The sequence below is a fragment of the uncultured Sphingosinicella sp. genome (genome assembly GCF_963974575.1).
Lineage (GTDB): Bacteria > Pseudomonadota > Alphaproteobacteria > Sphingomonadales > Sphingomonadaceae > Sphingosinicella.
On the sequence record NZ_CAXBBQ010000004.1, the window covers coordinates 264,970 to 281,509 of the forward strand.

Sequence of the window (16,540 nt, forward strand, 5' to 3'; positions counted from 1 at the left end):
CCTCGCCGCCCTATATCAGCCGCGATGTCCGAACCGCTCTACAACACCGCGATCCTGCGCCTCGCCGCGACGATCCCGCACGAGACGCGCCTTGCCGCGCCGCAGGGCACGAGCCGCAAGGTCTCGCCGATCTGCGGTAGCCGCGTCACCGCCGACGTCGTTCTGGATACCGCCGGCTACATCATCGACTTTGGCCAGGAGGTGCGCGCCTGCGCGCTCGGGCAGGCCTCGGCCTCGATCCTCGGCGCGGGCGTGCTCGGCAAGTCCGCATCAGACCTTCGCGTCGCGCATACCTCACTCGCCGCGTTTCTGAAGGCCGAAGGCGACGTCCCGGCAGGCTGGCCCGACCTCGAAATCTTCCGCCCGGCGCAGGCCTACAAGGCGCGCCATCCCTCGATCCTGCTCGCCTTCGATGCGGCCGCGAGCGCCGCCGAAGACGCCACCGTCACAGCCAGCGCCTGACCTTGTCCTTGTAGGCGCGGTAGTCGTCCCCGAACTTCGCTTCGAGATAGCGTTCTTCGCGCGCGATCACCTGCCGGTCGATCAGGATCACCACGAAGGGGAGCAGCAGGAGCGTCGCGAGACTGTCGAAGATGAGCGCGAGCCCCGCGAAGATCAGCGCCATGCCGAGATACATCGGGTTCCGCGTCCAGCGATAGACGCCGCTCGCCACGAATGCCGTCGTCTGCCGCCACGGTTCGGGATTCGTGCCTGCCCTCCTGAATCGCAGCAGCGCCGCGAAGATGAGGCCGAGTCCAGCGATGGCCAGAATCATGCCGGCGATGCTCGAGACCCTGATGTCGAGACCGATCGGCGGATCGCCGAGCAGGCGCCCGATTCCGAGCCCCAGAAGCAGCATCCCGGCGTAGACGAACGGTGGCGGGAAGCGTACCTGTGGGCTGTCCTCGTCGATCTTCATAACCGGTGCCGATGCCTCCGTTTCGCTCCCCCTGCGTCTACCGCCCCTCCCCGCGCACCGCAAATCGGGCCGCGCGCTGATGGCCGTCGGCGGTGATTCCACCCTGCTTCGCGATGGTGTGGTGTATCTTGCGGCGGCGGTCGCGGTGGTGCCGCTGTTTCACCGGCTGAAGCTCGGCGCGGTGCTCGGCTATCTCGTGGCGGGCATGATCATCGGGCCGCATCTGCTCGGCCTCGTCACCGATCCCGAAGCGACACTCGGCTTCGCCGAGTTCGGCGTGGTGCTGCTGCTGTTCGTGATCGGCCTGGAACTGCGCCCCAAGCGGCTGTGGGATCTTCGCTACGACATTTTCGGGCTGGGCAGCGCGCAGGTGCTGCTCTGCGGGTTCGCGATCACGGGGGCGCTGCTCCTCACGACCATATTCACCTGGCAGGCCGCTCTCGTCATCGGCCTCGCGCTCGCGCTGTCCTCCACCGCGCTCGACGTGCAGATCCTGCGCGACCAGGGCAAGATCAACACGCCGCTCGGTCAGCGCATCATCTCGATCCATCTGATGCAGGACCTCGCGATCGTTCCGCTGCTGATCGTAACGACGGCGCTCTCCCGCACGCCGGTCTCCGAATCGCCCGAAGGCTGGGAGCTGGTCTGGAAATCGTTCGTCGCGATCGGTGCACTCGTGCTTGCCGGGCGCTTCCTCGTGAACCCGCTGTTTCGCCTCATCGCGCAAACGGGCACGCGCGAGGTGTTCGTCATCGGCGCGCTGCTGATGGTCGTCGGCTCCGCCTTCCTGATGGCAAGCTTCGGGCTTTCGATGGCCCTTGGCGCATTCATCGCGGGTGTGATGCTTGCCGACAGCCCCTACCGGCACGAGGTGGAGGCAGACATCGACCCCTTCCGGGGGCTTTTGCTTGGCCTTTTCTTCATGGCCGTAGGCATGATGCTCGATCTTTCGATCATCCTGAAAGAGCCGGCGCGCATACTGCTCTATGTCACCATCCTGATCGGCGTGAAGTTCACCGTGATCGCGCTTCTCACGCGCCTTTTCGGCTCGAACTGGCGCGATGCAGCGCTCACCGGCGTCCATCTTGCACAGGGCGGCGAGTTCGCTTTCGTCGTGCTGACAGCGGCCGAAAGCGGGCTGTTGCTTGCCTCCGAGGCCTCCAGCCTGTTCGCCGCCGCCGTCACCGTCTCAATGGCGCTCACCCCGCTTCTCATCGCCGGCGTCGACAGGCTCGTCGAGCACGATAGTGAAGACCACGATGCCGAAGGCCCCGAAAAGGCCGAGAACGCCCCGGCGATCATCGTCGGCTACGGCCGCTTCGGCCAGACGGTGAACCAGCTTCTCGCGGCGCGCGGCATTCCTGTTACGCTCATTGACCGCAAACCTGGGCAGATAGAGCTTTCTGGCCGCTTCGGCCGCAAGGTCTATTACGGCGACGGCACGCGGCTCGACGTGCTTCGCATCGCGGGCGCGGAGGAAGCGCAACTCCTCATCTACTGCAACGACGGTCAGCAGATCACCAACGAGATGCTGGGCATCGTGCGGCGCACATTCCCCAACCTCAAGGTGTTGATCCGGGCGTTCGACCGACGGCATGTGATGCAGCTCGCCAATGCGGACTGCGACGCGGTGGTGCGCGAGGTCCATGAAAGCGCTGTGTTAATGGGCCGCGCGGCGCTCAAGGCCGCGGACGTCGACGACAAGACCATCAATGAGATCGAGGCCGAATATCGTGAGCGCGACAGCGAGCGCCTCGCTCTCCAGATCGCCAGCGGCGACCTTCGTGCCGGTCTCGACCTTACCTACGGCACCTACCCGCTCCCTGCGAACGAGGGCCTCGGCGAAATTCCCTACGCGCTTGATGATGACAGCCCGCAATCCGGGCATATTGCCTAGAGCAAGACGTCCCGCCGACGGGCCACAACTTCGTCGATCCACTGCGAAAAGGCGGCGATGCGCGCGAACCGGCGCATGTCGCGGTGCATCACCAGCCAGAAGCTGCGCCGCAGCGTAACGTCGTCCGCAAGCACCGGCACGACGCGCGCATCTCCTGCCGCCATGAACCGTGGCAGTACCCCGATGCCGCCGCCGCCCGCGACCATTTCGTGCTGCGCGTTGATGCTGGTGCTGCGAATGGCCGGTTCGAGGCCGGGAAGCACCTCCCCCAGATAATCGAGTTCGGGCGTGAAAATATGATCGGGGACATAGCCGACAATACTGTGATCGAGGAGATCGGTGCGCGTGCCGGGAACCCCCGCGCTCTCAAGGTAGGCAGGGCTCGCATAAAGGCCGAGCCGATAATCGGTGAGCTTGCGCGCCACGAGCGGGCCGTGCTGCGGGCGCGCGAGCATGATCGCGATATCCGCCTCGCGCCGTGACGGGCTCAGCAGGCCGCTCCCCGCAACGAGATCGATGACGATTCGCGGGTGGCGGCGATGAAAATCGGGAAGCGCGCGCGCCACGATCCAAGTGCCGAACCCTTCGACGACGCTCACCCGCACCATGCCGCCCGGCCCCGCCTCGCCGGAAACCTCGCCGCCGAAGCGCAGCGCCGCCTGCTCCGCCGCCTCCGCGTGCTCCACAAGCGCGCGGCCTCGCTCGGTCAGCACGTAGCCAGCAGGACCCTGTTCGAAGAGTGTGGCATCGACATCGCGCTCCAGCCGCGCCAGGCGCCGGCCGATCGTGGTCGCATCGACGCCGAGTTCGCGCGCCGCCGCGTTCAACCGCTGCGTGCGTGCGACGCACAGGAAAATGCGCAGGTCATCCCAGTTCACTGGGTTTCCATACTGCAAAATCGCAGCAGCGTAATGCGAATCTGGGGAATTGCCTGCCGAAATGCGAAAGCCGATAAGCGCGCCAACGCCACTTTCGGCCTATCCTTGGGGAACGAGCATGTCCGGCACCTTGCGCGAAATCGACCTTTTCATCGGCGGCGAGACCGTCAAGAGCACCAGCGGTCGCTTCGGCGACGTGTTCAATCCCAACACCGGCAAGGTGCAGGCGCGCGTCCAGTTCGCGACGGACGCAGAGATCGCGCGTGCGGTCGAGGTGGCCAAGGCCGCGCAAATCGGTTGGGCCGCGACCAATCCGCAGCGCCGCGCGCGTGTGATGTTCGAATTCAAGCGCCTCATCGAGCGCGACATGGACAAGCTCGCCGAGCTTCTCTCCTCCGAACACGGCAAGGTCATCGCCGACTCGAAGGGCGACATCCAGCGCGGTCTCGAAGTCATCGAGTTCGCCTGCGGCATCCCACACGCGCTCAAGGGTGAGTACACGCAGGGCGCGGGCCCGGGCATCGACGTCTATTCGATGCGCCAGCCACTCGGCGTCGTCGCCGGTATCACGCCGTTCAACTTCCCGGGCATGATCCCGATGTGGATGTTCGGCGTCGCCATCGCTGTCGGCAACGCCTTCATCCTGAAGCCGTCGGAGCGCGACCCCTCGGTTCCGGTGGAACTCACGAAGCTGATGATGGAGGCCGGCCTTCCGGCGGGCGTGCTCAACGTCGTCCACGGCGACAAGAGCGCCGTCGACGCCATCCTCGATCATCCCGATATCCACGCCGTCAGCTTCGTCGGCTCGTCGGACATCGCGCACTACGTCTACCAGCGCGGCGCCGCCGCCGGTAAGCGCGTGCAGGCGATGGGCGGCGCCAAGAACCACGGCATCGTCATGCCGGACGCCGATCTCGATCAGGTCGTGAACGATCTCGCCGGCGCTGCCTTCGGCTCCGCGGGCGAGCGCTGCATGGCGCTGCCGGTCGTCGTGCCGGTCGGCGACAAGACCGCCGCGAACCTTCGCGAAAAGCTGCTCCCCGCCATCGCCGCGCTTCGTGTCGGCGTCTCCACCGACGCAGAGGCGCACTACGGCCCGGTCGTCACCGCCGCGCACAAGGCGAAGATCGAGAACTACATCCAGATGGGCGTGGATGAAGGCGCCGAGCTTGTCGTCGACGGCCGCGGCTTCACCCTGCAGGGCCACGAGGACGGCTTCTTTGTCGGGCCGAGCCTGTTCGACCGCGTGAAGACGAGCATGCGCACCTACCAGGAAGAAATCTTCGGCCCCGTGCTCCAGATGGTCCGCGCCGACAGCTTCGAGGACGCGCTGACGCTCCCGACGCAACATCAGTATGGCAACGGCGTCGCCATCTTCACGCGCAACGGCCACGCCGCCCGCGAATTCGCCGCGCGCGTCAACGTCGGCATGGTCGGCATCAACGTGCCGATCCCGGTGCCGGTCGCCTATCACACGTTCGGCGGCTGGAAGCGCTCGGCGTTCGGCGACACCAACCAGCACGGCATGGAAGGCGTGAAGTTCTGGACCAAGGTGAAAACCATCACCCAGCGCTGGCCGGATGGCTCGCCGGACGGCAGCAACGCCTTCGTCATTCCCACGATGGGGTGATCTGCTCAAGGCCCTCTCCCCTCGGGAGAGGGCCTTTGAATATGAGCGGTTCGTGGGGCCCGCTTATCCTTCCATGCCCTCTCCACAAGGTCGCACGGGACAGCTAACAAGCGCTGCATCCAATATGCTCCACCCCGGCAAAGCGTAAGCGAGGATTCATGACGACACGCACCAAAGCCAGCTCAGGCTCTCCCTTCGAGGCCACGATCGGCTTCTCCCGCGCTGTGCGTGTGGGCAACCGCATCCTCGTTTCCGGCACTGCCCCCGTCGAGCCCGACGGCAGCTCCACACCCGGCGGCGCCGAAGCCCAGACTGCGCGCTGCCTTGCGATCATCGTTGCCGCGATCGAACAGCTCGGCGGCAGTGCGGCAGACGTCGTGCGGATGCGCATGTTCCTTACCGACGCCGCCGATGCGGATGCTGTCGGCCGTGCGCACGGCGCCTTTTTCTCAGACGTCCGTCCCGCCTCCACGATGGTCGTTGTCGCAGCCCTGCTGCGCCCCGAATGGAAAGTGGAAATCGAGGCCGAGGCCATTGTAGGAACCCCAGCATGACCCAGTTCGACCTCACCGACGACCAGCGCGCGATCCAGGAAATGGCGCAGCGCTTCACCGCCGACGCCATCACGCCCTTCGCGGCGAAGTGGGATGAAGACCACGTCTTCCCGCGCGACACGATCAAGTCCGCCGCCGAGCTCGGCTTCGCGGCGATCTATGTGTCGGAAGCCTCGGGCGGCATCGGCCTCGGGCGCCTCGAATCGGCGCTGATCATGGAAGCGATGGCCTATGGCTGCCCGGCCGTCTCCGCGTTCATCTCGATCCACAACATGGCCTCGTGGATGATCGACAGCTTCGGTTCCGAGACGGTGAAGTCGAAGTACCTGCCGAGCCTCGTCACGATGGACCGGATTTCGAGCTACTGCCTCACCGAACCGGGGTCGGGGTCGGACGCCGCGGCGCTCAAGACCAAGGCTGTACGCGACGGCGACCATTATGTCGTTACCGGCTCGAAGGCGTTCATCTCGGGCGCGGGACAGAACGAGGTGTACGTCACGATGGTGCGCACCGGCGGTGAAGGCCCCAAGGGCATCTCCTGCCTCGTCATCGAGAAGGACATGCCGGGCGTCAGCTTCGGCGCCAACGAGCGCAAGATGGGCTGGCGCGCGCAGCCGACCGCGCAGGTCAATTTCGACGGCGTGCGCGTTCCGGTCGAAAACCTCGTCGGCGGCGAGGGCGACGGCTTCAAGATCGCCATGGCCGGCCTCGACGGTGGCCGCCTCAACATCGGTGCTTGCAGCCTGGGTGGCGCGCAGCGCGCGATCGATGAGGCGCTCGCCTACACGCGCCAGCGCAGCCAGTTCGGCAAGGCGATTGCCGATTTCCAGAACACGCAATTCCGCCTCGCCGACATGGAGACGGAACTTCAGGCTGCGCGCATCCTGCTCTATGCCGCCGCCGCGAAGGTGACGGCGAAATCGCCCGACAAGACCAAGTTCTCGGCAATGGCGAAGCGCTTCGCTACCGATACCGGCATGTCGGTCGTCGACCGCGCGCTGCAGATGTTCGGCGGCTACGGCTACCTGCAGGACTATCCGATCGAGAAGCTCTACCGCGACCTTCGCGTCCACCAGATCCTCGAAGGAACCAACGAGATCATGCGCGTCGTCATCGCGCGTGAGTTGATGCGGGCCGCCAACTGATGGCGCCGCTCGCCGCGCTCGCTGCCCTCAATGGCCTTCTTGCCGTTGCAGTCGGCGCGTTCGGCGCGCACGCGATGACGGACCCTCAGGCGAAGACCTGGGTCACGACCGGCGCCGTCTATGGCCTCGCCCATGCCGCGACGGCGCTTGCCGTGATGACGCGCGCACCCGCGGCGGCATGGAGCATGACGCTCGGCGCGCTCGTCTTTTCAGGTACGCTCTATCTGATGGCACTCGGCCTGCCGCGCTGGCTCGGCGCGGTGACGCCGATCGGCGGCGTGTTGATGATCGCCGGATGGGCGCTCCTCATCTGGCACGCGCTTCGCGCCTGACGCCTTGAATAGCGGCGCGGCGCGCTGAAACGCGCTAGCGTCTCCCGATTCGAATCGGGAGACGCGCCATGACCATCTCACAGCAATGGACACTTGCCAGCCGCCCGCAGGGCGCGCCCACGGCGGACAACTTCAAGTGGGTCGAAACCGAGCTTCCCGCGCCGGGCGAGGGACAGGTGCTCGCCCGCACGCTGTGGATGTCCCTCGATCCGTACATGCGTGGTCGCATGTCCGAAGGCGCATCCTACGCTGCGCCCGTACCGGTAGGCGGCGTTATGGAGGGGGAGACGGTCGGAGAGATCATCGAGTCTCGCGACAGTCGCTTCCAGCCGGGCGACATCGTCGCCGGGCGTTCGGGCTGGCAGTCGCACTGGGTGCTCCCCGCCGCTGAACTGCGCGCGCTGCCCAAAGGCCCCTTCCCGCTCTCCTATCACCTCGGAATGCTCGGAATGCCCGGACTTACGGCTTACACAGGCCTCATGCGGATCGGTCAGCCGAAAGCGGGCGAAACCGTCTGCGTCGCAGCCGCCTCGGGCGCAGTCGGCGCGGTCGTCGGACAGATCGCCCAACGTCTCGGTTGTCGCACTGTCGGCATCGCCGGCGGCAAGGCGAAGTGCGATTTCGTCGTGAACGAACTCGGCTTCGACAGCTGCCTCGATCACCACGACGCAAACCTCGGCGCTGCACTCAAGGAAGCCGCCCCTAAGGGCATCGATATCTATTTCGAGAACGTCGGCGGCAAGGTCTGGGAGGCCGTGCTCCCCCGTCTCAACGACTTCGCCCGCGTCCCCGTCTGCGGCCTCATCGCCGCCTACAACGCGACGAGCCGCGAGGAACTCTCCGGTAGGATCCTGATGGCCGAGCTGATGCGCGCCGTCCTCGTGAAGCGCCTCCACCTCGAAGGCTTCATCGTCAGCGACTACTGGGCCGAGACGATGCCGAAGTTCGCCGCCGACATGACGCGCTGGCAGGGCGAGAAGCCCTTCGTCTACCGCGAGGATGTGACCGAAGGGCTGGAGAACGCGCCCAAGGCGTTCATCGGGCTCCTCGAGGGCAAGAACTTCGGCAAAGCGGTGGTGAAGGTCGCCGACTAGTCGCTACCCGGCGCACGCGGGGCCGTGAGGCCGAAGCGGACGCTCACCATGCGCAGCGCGAAGGTTCCGAGAGCCCCCGCGATACCCACAAGCGTCGACGGCAGGCCGAGCGCGTCGCCCGCCACAACAATCGTGGCGCCGAGCATCGCCGCGAGTGCGTAGAGTTCGCCGACTTTGAGCACGCGCGGCACCTCGGCAAGGAGGACATCGCGGAGCGCGCCGCCGCCGACCGCCGTCAGCACGCCGAGCAGCACCGCGGGTAGCGGGTCGATACCGTAGGTGAGCGCCTTGCGCGCGCCGGCGACGGCGAAGAAGCCCAGCGCCATCGCATCGAACAGCATCACCGGCTGGCTCGCCCGCTCGATCACCCGATGCCCGAAGAAAACGACGGCACCAGCGGCGAGCGCGGAGGGCAGATAGAGGGGGTTCGCAAGCGCTGCGACCGGCGTTGCTCCGATCAGAACGTCGCGCGCCATGCCGCCCGCAAGCCCTGTGACAATCGCCAGCACGAACACGCCGAACACATCGAGCTTGTGCCGCACGGCGAGCAATGCGCCGCCCAGCGCCGACACGAAGATGCCGGCAAGATCGGCCCACAGAACGACGGGGCCGAGCGGTACGGGCGGCAGTTCGGTCATTGCGCATCATCCGGTACGGTCAGTTCGATCCGAAACATGTTCGTGCCCGGTCGATCTGTGAAGCGCGCGTCGCCGAGCACGACGTGCGCCCTGCCCGCCTCGCGCGTCACCTCGGCAAAGGGCATGCGCGACCAATAGAGAAAGTCGGCCGCCTGCTTGCTGGTGCGGGCGGCCTCGGCAACCGCCGGATCGTCCATATTCGTTTCGATGGGAGCACCTATAGAAAGGCGGAACGGCAGCAGGTTTGCCTCTCCATGACCGTAGCGGCCACCGACATCGTAAATCATCTCCCGCCGAAACGGGTTGATGGGCGGAGGGCTCGCCACCACTTGACGCGTCGTGCCGTAGCCGGCTTCGGCGACGGCGACCGCCGTGCGCCGCTCCGCCACATGGCTGCCGTAGCCCATAAGACCGATGTAGGCCGCAACCGCGATGAGTGCCGCCCGCGCCGGCCCTTCGCGTTTCCGGCGGCGCGAGACGAATACCCCGAACCCGAGCGCAAGCCACACCCACAGGTCGATGATGAACAGCGTATCACCGTAGAACCATCGCTCGGTGATCGGCATCAGAAGGCGGATGCCGTAGACATTGAGAAAATCGAGCGCCGGGTGCGAGAGCACACCGATGGCGGAGAGTGCGAAGAGCCACCCGAGGTGCACCGGCGGACGACCAGCAGGCCGCGTTCCACGCCGCGTCTGCCAGCGGTCGAACGCCTGCATGGCAAGGGCAAGGCCCGGAATGAGGATCAGCCACGCCAGCGGTCCGTGGGTGATGCCGCGCCGAAACGCCAGGTTTTCGCCGAAAAGAAGCCCGATCGCGTCGATGTCCGGCAGATTGGCCGCAATGATCAGCGTGGCGACGCCGAGCCCTGTCTTGCGCTTCAGGCCCGCTTCGCCGAGCGCCCATCCGGCGAGCGAGTGTGTGAGATTGTCCATGCCGGCAGCACCTTATTGGGCGGTGCGCCCGCGTTCAACGGCGCTCGGTCAGTTGCGGAACGAGGGGTCCATGCGGTCCAGCTTCCTGAGCAGTGCAGGCCATGCCAGCATCTTGTTGAGGAGCATCATCCCCTGCCCGGTCGACTGGTCCTTCACCTTTTCGGGCGTGCCCTGCGGCGGTGTGTTCAGGTTCTCGCGTCCGGCGGCGAGCATGTGGACCTGCGCTTCGCAGGCGCGTTCCAGGAAATACATGCGCATGAAGGCGTCCGCCACCGTCTCACCCACCGTGAGCGTCCCGTGATTGCGCAGGATCATGGCGTTCTTCGTGCCGATGTCTTCGACCAGCCGTTCGCGTTCGTCGAGGTCCGTCGCGATGCCTTCATAGTTGTGATAGGCGACGTCGTGCTGCGCGATCATCGCGGTCTGCGTGTGGGGCAACAGGCCGAATTCCATCGCCGAAACCGCCTGTCCGTAAGGCGTGTGGAGGTGGACCACAGCCTTCGCATCCTCGCGCGCCATGTGGATCGCCGAGTGGATCGTGAAACCCGCCGGGTTCGTGACGTAGGGCGTCTCGCCGACGGCGTTGCCGTGTACGTCGATCTTTACCAGGCTCGACGCCGTGATTTCCTCGAACATCAGATTGTATGGATTGATGAGGAAGTGATGCTCCGGCCCCGGCACGCGCACCGAGAGGTGCGTGAAGATGATGTCGTCCCACCCATAGAGCGCGACGAGGCGGTATGCCGCCGCGAGATCGACGCGGGCGCTCCATTCCTCATCTGAAACCTTGCTCTGCACCGACGGCATCTGGATCGCGGTGGCCATGATAATCTCCCCGGGTGATTCAGCCTTTCACTGAGTGTGCCCCAGCCCGGCCACAAATCAAAGCTGGCAGGTTTCGGGGTTTGGAGCGCGTGATCTGCCTGTCACATTCCGCGCCTAACAGGCTGCCGAATACCATCGGGAAGGGCCATCATGAGCATCCACCTCCGTCGCCGCGACCTTTTCGGAGCGGGTGTCGCCGGCCTTGCGGCCGCCATGCCCGGCCGCGCATGGGCGACCACACTGAGCCGCGGCTTCACGCACAATGTCGCAAGCGGCGAGCCGTTGCAGACGGGCGTGCTGTTGTGGACGCGCTATGTGCCCGCCGGGGATGCAGCAGCGCTGACCGCCGAGGTCGCCGAGGATTCGGGCTTCACGCGGATCGTGGCGCGCGCCGAAGCCGTTGCGGACGCCTCCACTGATTACTGCGCCCGCGCCCGCGCCGAAGGGCTGGAGCCGGGGCGGTGGTATTACTACCGCTTCCGCACGGCGTCGGGCGAAACCTCGCCCACGGGGCGGACGCGGACGCTGCCGGCGGAGCGCACAGGGCGCTTCAACATCGCGGTGTTTTCGTGCTCCAACCTGCCGTTCGGCCTGTTCAATGCCTATGCCCACGCAGCGGAGCGGCAGGACATCGACCTTCTCGTCCACCTCGGTGACTACATTTACGAATACGGCCGCGGCACGTACCCGAGTGCCGCCGAGGCGATGCCGGGGCGTATCCTTGAACCGGCCAACGAGATCGTGACGCCTGCCGACTACCACGCCCGCTACGCCACCTATCGCCGGGATCAGGATCTGCAGGCGCTGCACCAGCGCTTCCCGATGATTTCGATCTGGGACGACCACGAGTTCACGAACGACACATGGAAGGACGGCGCGCAGAACCACCAGAGCGAGACCGAAGGCCCGTGGGAGACGCGCAAGGCGGCAGCAAAGGCGGCGTATCGGCACTGGCTGCCGATGTCGGACGAACCCTACAAGGCCTATGAAATCGGCGACCTCGCGACGCTGATCCGGCTCGACACGCGCGCCGAGGGCCGCGACCGGCAACTGGAGCTCGCCGACGCCTTCAAGCTCGCCGACGATCCGGCGAAGGCACTCGGCGCGTTTCGCGACACGGTGTGGGCCGACCCTGCGCGCCAGATGCTGGGCGCACCGCAGGAGGCGTTTCTGGCCGATGCGCTTGCGGCATCGGTGAAGGGCGGCAAGCGCTGGCAAGTGGTCGCGCAGCAGATTCTGGCGGGCGAGACAAAAACGCCGGCGGATGCCAATGCCTCGTGGCTCGGGGGCACGCCGCCCGACTATGTGAAGCAGCGCTTTCAGGCGGGCGTTCTCGCCGGAAAAGTGGGCCTGCCGTTCAACTTCGATTCCTGGGGCGGCTACCCGGCGGCGCGGTCACGCTATCTGGCGAGCGCGCAGGCGGCGGGTGCCAACCTGCTGAACCTCGCCGGCGACAGTCACAACGCGTGGGCCTACGACCTTGCCAACAATGGGTCGCCCGCAGGCGTCGAGTTCGGCGTGCAGGGCGTCACCTCGCCGGGCATGGAAAGCTACATGCGCGGGGCGGACCCGAAGCAGGTCGCAGCGGCGCTGATCGGCACGAACCCCGAACTCAAATGGTGCGAGACCGAGCGCCGGGGCTACATGACGCTGTCGCTGACGCCCGACGCGGCGCAGTGTGACTGGCACTTCCTGGAAACGATCCGGGCGCGATCGACCGCGATCGCGGCCACGCACAGCGCGGTGGTGCGGCCGGGCACGAACCGCATCGCGTGACCGGCCTTGTAAAATAGGACGGGAGCGGCTGGAGTGGCCGCTCCGGTGTGCCGCTGAGGCCCGGATTTCCCACGAAGTTGATGAAGTTGAGACATGCCCCGCGCGGACGTGCGCGGGTTCGTGCGCGGCGACACTTCGCACGTTCGATGTTGAGGATATCAATACGCGCAGGACGCCGCGCGCTTCAAAGAGCAGCGGCCCTGCCTTGCATGGGCAATCCTATTACGGAAGCCCCAAGATGGTGCGTTTACAGTCTTGGCGCGAGGAAGGCGGCAACTTCAGCGAGCGCGACGGTTTTGTCGAGATAGGCGTCGCCGATCGCGCGGGCGAGGACGAAGGGGGTGGTGCCGCCTGCGGCCTTCTTGTCCTGCTGCATGTGGTGGACGAGGGCTTCGACGTTGAAGCCGAAGCCCGCCGGGGTGACGGGCAATCCCGACGCGGCGAGGTGGGCCTGCGCGCGGGCGGCGTCTTCGGCGCTGCAGAGGCCGCGCGCTGCCGAGAAGGCGAAGGCCATGACCATGCCCATCGCGACCGACTCGCCATGGAGCAGGCGTTGGGAGAAGCCGGTTTCGGCCTCGAACGCGTGGCCGAAGGTGTGACCGAGGTTGAGGAGCGCGCGGCGGCCGCTCGTCTCGCGCTCGTCCTCCGCGACGATCGCCGCCTTCATGCGGCAACTGTGCGCGATGGCATGGACCTGCGCGGCGCGGTCTCCGGCAAGGAGCGCGGCGCCGTTGCCCTCGCACCACGCGAAGAAATCCGCGTCGCCGAGCAGGCCGTATTTCACGACCTCTGCATAGCCGGCGCGCATTTCGCGGGGGCCGAGCGTATCGAGAAGTTCGGGATCGATGAGCACGCGCGAAGGCTGGTGGAAGGCGCCGACGAGGTTCTTGCCCGCTGCAGCATTGATCGCCGTCTTGCCGCCGACAGACGAATCGACCTGCGCGAGCAGCGTCGTCGGGATCTGCACGAATTCGCAGCCGCGCCGCGCGACGGCAGCGGCAAAGCCGGTGAGATCGCCGATGACGCCGCCGCCGAACGCGATAACCGCATCACCCCGTTCCACGCCTGCGGCAAGAATGCGCTCGACGAGCGTTTCGAGCGACCGCCAATTCTTGGTCGCCTCGCCTGCCGGGAAGATCACGGGATCGATCGGGCGGGCGAGCGCGGCGGCCAGCTTTTCAAGATGCGCGGCCGCGACGGTTTCATCGGTAACGACGAGCTGGGGCCGACCGCTTTTGGGCAGCCCGATCTCGCGCCCCGCATCGGCAAGGATGCCCGGCGCAATGACGATATCGTAGGCGCGCGCGCCAAGCTCCACCCGTACCACTTCTTTCACGCGGATTCCCCCAGACGGCGGAGCTCCGCCACGATGGCCTCGACGGCGATATGATGCGGCGCGGGCTGGCTCGGCACGCGAATCTGCGCCTCGGCATAAAACGGATTGCGCACCGCAGCGAGATCGCGAAGCACCTGCCCGGCGTCCTTGTCCTTGAGGAGCGGGCGGTGATCGCGCTTGGAAACACGCTCGACGAGCGTATCGATATCGGCGTCTAGCCAGACCGCGATTGCGTTTTCAAGCACGCGCGCGCGCGTTTCGGGATCAACGAACGCGCCGCCGCCGGTGGCGATCACCTTGGGCATACCGGAGATGAGACGCGCGATCACGCGGCGTTCGCCTTCGCGGAAATGCGTTTCGCCGTAGCGTGAGAAAATCTCCGAAACCGTAAGGCCCGCGGCCTCTTCGATCGCTTCGTCGGCATCCACGAATTCAAGGTTGAGGCGCTTCGCGAGGCGGCGTCCGATCGTGGTTTTGCCCGCGCCCATCAGCCCCACCAGCACGACGGAACGGCTGAGACCGCGCCTGCGGCGAACAGGCGGCGGGGAGGCTTTTTTTGGTTCGCAAGCGTTCATCGCACTCGCTATACACAGGCGCCTCGCCGAAGGCCAAGCGCGCTCCGCCGTGCCTGCGCTTGCAGCGGACCGTAACCAACGCGAATGCTTCGGAGATGCGATTGTCCCGCCTGTTATTCTGGCTGTTTGTCATCATTCTCGCCGTCGTCGTGATCGGCGGCGTGGTGCTGATGTTCATCGATATTCCGCACACGACTGCGCGCGTGGAGCAACCGGTTTCGAATGAAACGCTGGGTCTCTAGCACCGCCCTCGCTGCGCTGTTCATGGCAACGGCGGCATCCGGCCAGGATGCCCCGAAGTCGCTGCTGCCCGACGTGTTCGGCGCGCCGCCGCCCGAAGCGCCGCCGCCCGCGCCGCGGCCTCTCACCCCTGCGCCCGGTGCGGACGTGGCTCCCGCCGGAGCGGTCGAAGGCGTGCCAACCCCGGGACAGCCTGCCGGACCCGGCCCGGCGGCGCAGACACCCGCTGCACCCGACCCCTTCGCCAGCGGCCCGTCGCGTGCAGGCAGCTTCGACGTCGCAGGCCCGCTGACCGCCCGGCTTGGCGGCTATGGCATGGGCGCGTTCCAGAACAGCGACGGGCGCTTCCTGAACGGCCTTCTGCAGCGCACGAAGCCGCCGATCGCTTCGCGCTGGGGGCATATCCTGCTGCGCCGCGCGCTGCTTTCACAGGTGCCGACGCCCAGCGGCGTGCGCCCCGCCGACTGGCTTGCCGAGCGCGCGCTGCTGCTGCTGCGCATGGGTGAGGTGGACGGCGCCAAGCTGCTCGTCGATGCGCTTCCGCTCGACCGCTACACGCCGCGACTTTACGCCGTGGCGAGCCAGGTACACCTCGCTGCCGGAGACCTTCCGGCGCTCTGCCCGCTCGCGCCGAATGCGAAGGCGTTTTCCAAGCTGCCGTTCTGGGAAGCCGCGAATGCGATCTGCGCGGGGCTTGAAGGCGACGACATCACCGCCGCCGCGCAGTTCGACCGGCTGCGCGCGCGCCGCGCCATGCCGATGATCGACATCGTGCTCGCCGAACGCGCCGCGACCGTGGTGACGGGCGAAGGCCGGGGCGCCAATATCGACTGGAACGAGGTGAAATCGCTGAGCGCGTATCGCTTCGGATTGGCAACGGCCGCGGGCATCGAGATTCCCGAAACGCTGCTCGCACGTCCGCCTGTGGCGCTTGCCGGGTGGATGATGCGCGCGCCGGGGCTTTCCATCGACCGGCGCGCCGTCGCTGCGCCGATCGCCGCAGCCTACGGTATCGCCTCCGCGCGTGAACTCGCCGCGCTCGCCGCCGCGCGTGTCGCCGCGATCGAACCGGGCGCCGAGGGTGAGGACACTATCACCGACATCCGGGCCGCCTATGCGGGCCGCAACGCCGAAGAGCGCATCGCCGCGATGCAGCGCATCTGGCAGGCCGCCGAAACGCCGCAGGAACGCTATGGCGCGCTCGTACGCACCGCCGCCGCCGCCGCGCGCATCCCGCCCGCCGCCGCGCAGGCGGACGATGCGCCGGGTCTGATCGAATCAATGCTTTCGGCCGGTTTTGTGCGCGAAGCGCTGAAATGGTGGCCGGTGCTGGCGGACGGACCGGAGGACGCGCGGCGCGCGGCGTGGCCGTATCTCGCGCTCGCCGATCGCACCGGGAAAATCGCGAACGGCGACGTCGGTGAGGCGCGCGCATGGCACGAGTCGCTTTCGGGCAAGCGCGCAGACCGCAAGGCGGCAATGTTCGCCGCCGCAATGCAGGCGCTCAACCCCAATGGCGACTGGAAGGGCCTTGCCGACGACCTCGGCGTGGGGTCGCTCGACAATCGCTATACGCGGCGGATCGCGGCGGCGGCGCTCGAAAAGCGGCGCGGCGAAGTGGCGATCCTGGCGGGGGTCGGGCTGCAATCGAACTGGGCGGGCGTGTCGCCAGCGCAGCTTTCGGTCATCGTCGGGGCGCTCAATCGCGCCGGCTTTACGCGCGAGGCGCGGATGATGGCGATCGAGGCGGTGACGCGGCGTTGAGC

The 16,540-nt window shown here is 66.7% G+C and carries 17 protein-coding genes; 10 read left to right on the top strand and 7 right to left on the bottom strand.

Annotation, left to right across the window (positions count from 1 at the left end; translation table 11 throughout):
• Positions 1 to 24 precede the first annotated feature (24 nt).
• Complete coding sequence (locus AAC014_RS09245; protein ID WP_339707314.1) at positions 25 to 462, top strand: iron-sulfur cluster assembly scaffold protein; 438 nt, start codon at positions 25 to 27, stop codon at positions 460 to 462.
• On the opposite strand, the gene AAC014_RS09250 is transcribed toward AAC014_RS09245, so the two are convergent.
• Entirely contained in the window at positions 446 to 919 is a 474-nt protein-coding gene (locus AAC014_RS09250; RefSeq protein ID WP_339707317.1) for an isoprenylcysteine carboxylmethyltransferase family protein, read from the bottom strand. The two genes, AAC014_RS09245 and AAC014_RS09250, sit on opposite strands and share 17 nt — an antisense overlap.
• Before the next feature lie 79 nt (positions 920 to 998).
• Here AAC014_RS09250 and AAC014_RS09255 point away from each other — a divergent pair, with 79 nt between their 5' ends.
• A complete protein-coding gene (locus AAC014_RS09255; RefSeq protein ID WP_339707320.1) occupies positions 999 to 2,816 on the top strand; it encodes a monovalent cation:proton antiporter-2 (CPA2) family protein in 1,818 nt (605 codons plus the stop codon).
• Here AAC014_RS09255 and AAC014_RS09260 read toward each other — a convergent pair.
• A complete protein-coding gene (locus AAC014_RS09260; RefSeq protein ID WP_339707323.1) occupies positions 2,813 to 3,694 on the bottom strand; it encodes a LysR family transcriptional regulator in 882 nt (293 codons plus the stop codon). The two genes, AAC014_RS09255 and AAC014_RS09260, sit on opposite strands and share 4 nt — an antisense overlap.
• A 118-nt stretch (positions 3,695 to 3,812) precedes the next feature.
• On the opposite strand from AAC014_RS09260, the gene AAC014_RS09265 reads away from it, so the two are divergent.
• From AAC014_RS09265 to AAC014_RS09285, 5 genes are all read left to right on the top strand, one after another.
• Positions 3,813 to 5,324 carry a CoA-acylating methylmalonate-semialdehyde dehydrogenase gene (locus tag AAC014_RS09265; protein WP_339707326.1) on the top strand — a complete coding sequence of 504 codons (1,512 nt, stop codon included), beginning with the start codon at positions 3,813 to 3,815 and terminating at the stop codon, positions 5,322 to 5,324.
• Between the two features lie 158 nt (positions 5,325 to 5,482).
• Positions 5,483 to 5,878: a RidA family protein gene (locus tag AAC014_RS09270; RefSeq protein WP_339707329.1), complete on the top strand. Its 396-nt coding sequence runs from the start codon at positions 5,483 to 5,485 to the stop codon at positions 5,876 to 5,878.
• Positions 5,875 to 7,023 (top strand): acyl-CoA dehydrogenase family protein, encoded by a 1,149-nt coding sequence (locus AAC014_RS09275; RefSeq protein WP_339707332.1) that lies wholly within the window; start codon positions 5,875 to 5,877, stop codon positions 7,021 to 7,023. Before AAC014_RS09270 ends, AAC014_RS09275 begins: the two co-directional genes overlap by 4 nt.
• Positions 7,023 to 7,355 carry a DUF423 domain-containing protein gene (locus AAC014_RS09280; protein WP_339707335.1) on the top strand — a complete coding sequence of 111 codons (333 nt, stop codon included), beginning with the start codon at positions 7,023 to 7,025 and terminating at the stop codon, positions 7,353 to 7,355. The genes AAC014_RS09275 and AAC014_RS09280 overlap by 1 nt, the downstream gene beginning before the upstream one ends.
• A 68-nt stretch (positions 7,356 to 7,423) precedes the next feature.
• Positions 7,424 to 8,449 (top strand): NADP-dependent oxidoreductase, encoded by a 1,026-nt coding sequence (locus tag AAC014_RS09285; protein WP_339707338.1) that lies wholly within the window; start codon positions 7,424 to 7,426, stop codon positions 8,447 to 8,449.
• Here AAC014_RS09285 and AAC014_RS09290 read toward each other — a convergent pair.
• From AAC014_RS09290 to AAC014_RS09300, 3 genes are read right to left on the bottom strand one after another with little or no spacing between them, the layout of a single operon-like run.
• Positions 8,446 to 9,087, bottom strand: a complete 642-nt coding sequence (locus AAC014_RS09290; RefSeq protein ID WP_339707341.1) for a trimeric intracellular cation channel family protein — start codon at positions 9,085 to 9,087, stop codon at positions 8,446 to 8,448. The two genes, AAC014_RS09285 and AAC014_RS09290, sit on opposite strands and share 4 nt — an antisense overlap.
• Positions 9,084 to 10,022 (bottom strand): metal-dependent hydrolase, encoded by a 939-nt coding sequence (locus AAC014_RS09295; RefSeq protein ID WP_339707344.1) that lies wholly within the window; start codon positions 10,020 to 10,022, stop codon positions 9,084 to 9,086. Before AAC014_RS09295 ends, AAC014_RS09290 begins: the two co-directional genes overlap by 4 nt.
• A 48-nt stretch (positions 10,023 to 10,070) precedes the next feature.
• Positions 10,071 to 10,847, bottom strand: a complete 777-nt coding sequence (locus AAC014_RS09300; RefSeq protein WP_339707347.1) for a class II aldolase/adducin family protein — start codon at positions 10,845 to 10,847, stop codon at positions 10,071 to 10,073.
• A 150-nt stretch (positions 10,848 to 10,997) separates the two neighbouring features.
• Between AAC014_RS09300 and AAC014_RS09305 the strand changes: the two genes are divergently transcribed.
• Positions 10,998 to 12,623 (top strand): alkaline phosphatase D family protein, encoded by a 1,626-nt coding sequence (locus AAC014_RS09305; protein WP_339707350.1) that lies wholly within the window; start codon positions 10,998 to 11,000, stop codon positions 12,621 to 12,623.
• Between the two features lie 247 nt (positions 12,624 to 12,870).
• Here AAC014_RS09305 and aroB read toward each other — a convergent pair whose 3' ends face one another.
• Both aroB and AAC014_RS09315 read right to left on the bottom strand, forming a co-directional pair.
• Positions 12,871 to 13,959, bottom strand: a complete 1,089-nt coding sequence (gene aroB / locus AAC014_RS09310) for a 3-dehydroquinate synthase (RefSeq protein ID WP_339707353.1) — start codon at positions 13,957 to 13,959, stop codon at positions 12,871 to 12,873.
• Positions 13,956 to 14,534, bottom strand: a complete 579-nt coding sequence (locus AAC014_RS09315) for a shikimate kinase (RefSeq protein ID WP_339707356.1) — start codon at positions 14,532 to 14,534, stop codon at positions 13,956 to 13,958. The genes aroB and AAC014_RS09315 overlap by 4 nt, the downstream gene beginning before the upstream one ends.
• A gap of 101 nt (positions 14,535 to 14,635) precedes the next feature.
• Between AAC014_RS09315 and AAC014_RS09320 the strand changes: the two genes are divergently transcribed.
• Positions 14,636 to 14,776: a hypothetical protein gene (locus tag AAC014_RS09320; RefSeq protein ID WP_339707359.1), complete on the top strand. Its 141-nt coding sequence runs from the start codon at positions 14,636 to 14,638 to the stop codon at positions 14,774 to 14,776.
• Positions 14,757 to 16,538 (top strand): hypothetical protein, encoded by a 1,782-nt coding sequence (locus tag AAC014_RS09325; RefSeq protein WP_339707362.1) that lies wholly within the window; start codon positions 14,757 to 14,759, stop codon positions 16,536 to 16,538. The genes AAC014_RS09320 and AAC014_RS09325 overlap by 20 nt, the downstream gene beginning before the upstream one ends.
• The last annotated feature ends 2 nt before the right edge of the window (positions 16,539 to 16,540 follow it).

Excerpts from the sequence above, each read along its gene's own strand:
- AAC014_RS09245 (WP_339707314.1), top strand. The coding sequence starts at position 25 with ATGTCCGAACCGCTCTACAACACCGCGATCCTGCGCCTCGCCGCGACG.
- AAC014_RS09250 (WP_339707317.1), bottom strand. The coding sequence starts at position 919 with ATGAAGATCGACGAGGACAGCCCACAGGTACGCTTCCCGCCACCGTTC.
- AAC014_RS09255 (WP_339707320.1), top strand. The coding sequence starts at position 999 with ATGGCCGTCGGCGGTGATTCCACCCTGCTTCGCGATGGTGTGGTGTAT.
- AAC014_RS09265 (WP_339707326.1), top strand. The coding sequence starts at position 3,813 with ATGTCCGGCACCTTGCGCGAAATCGACCTTTTCATCGGCGGCGAGACC.
- AAC014_RS09270 (WP_339707329.1), top strand. The coding sequence starts at position 5,483 with ATGACGACACGCACCAAAGCCAGCTCAGGCTCTCCCTTCGAGGCCACG.
- AAC014_RS09275 (WP_339707332.1), top strand. The coding sequence starts at position 5,875 with ATGACCCAGTTCGACCTCACCGACGACCAGCGCGCGATCCAGGAAATG.
- AAC014_RS09280 (WP_339707335.1), top strand. The coding sequence starts at position 7,023 with ATGGCGCCGCTCGCCGCGCTCGCTGCCCTCAATGGCCTTCTTGCCGTT.
- AAC014_RS09285 (WP_339707338.1), top strand. The coding sequence starts at position 7,424 with ATGACCATCTCACAGCAATGGACACTTGCCAGCCGCCCGCAGGGCGCG.
- AAC014_RS09290 (WP_339707341.1), bottom strand. The coding sequence starts at position 9,087 with ATGACCGAACTGCCGCCCGTACCGCTCGGCCCCGTCGTTCTGTGGGCC.
- AAC014_RS09295 (WP_339707344.1), bottom strand. The coding sequence starts at position 10,022 with ATGGACAATCTCACACACTCGCTCGCCGGATGGGCGCTCGGCGAAGCG.
- AAC014_RS09300 (WP_339707347.1), bottom strand. The coding sequence starts at position 10,847 with ATGGCCACCGCGATCCAGATGCCGTCGGTGCAGAGCAAGGTTTCAGAT.
- AAC014_RS09305 (WP_339707350.1), top strand. The coding sequence starts at position 10,998 with ATGAGCATCCACCTCCGTCGCCGCGACCTTTTCGGAGCGGGTGTCGCC.
- AAC014_RS09315 (WP_339707356.1), bottom strand. The coding sequence starts at position 14,534 with ATGAACGCTTGCGAACCAAAAAAAGCCTCCCCGCCGCCTGTTCGCCGC.
- AAC014_RS09325 (WP_339707362.1), top strand. The coding sequence starts at position 14,757 with ATGAAACGCTGGGTCTCTAGCACCGCCCTCGCTGCGCTGTTCATGGCA.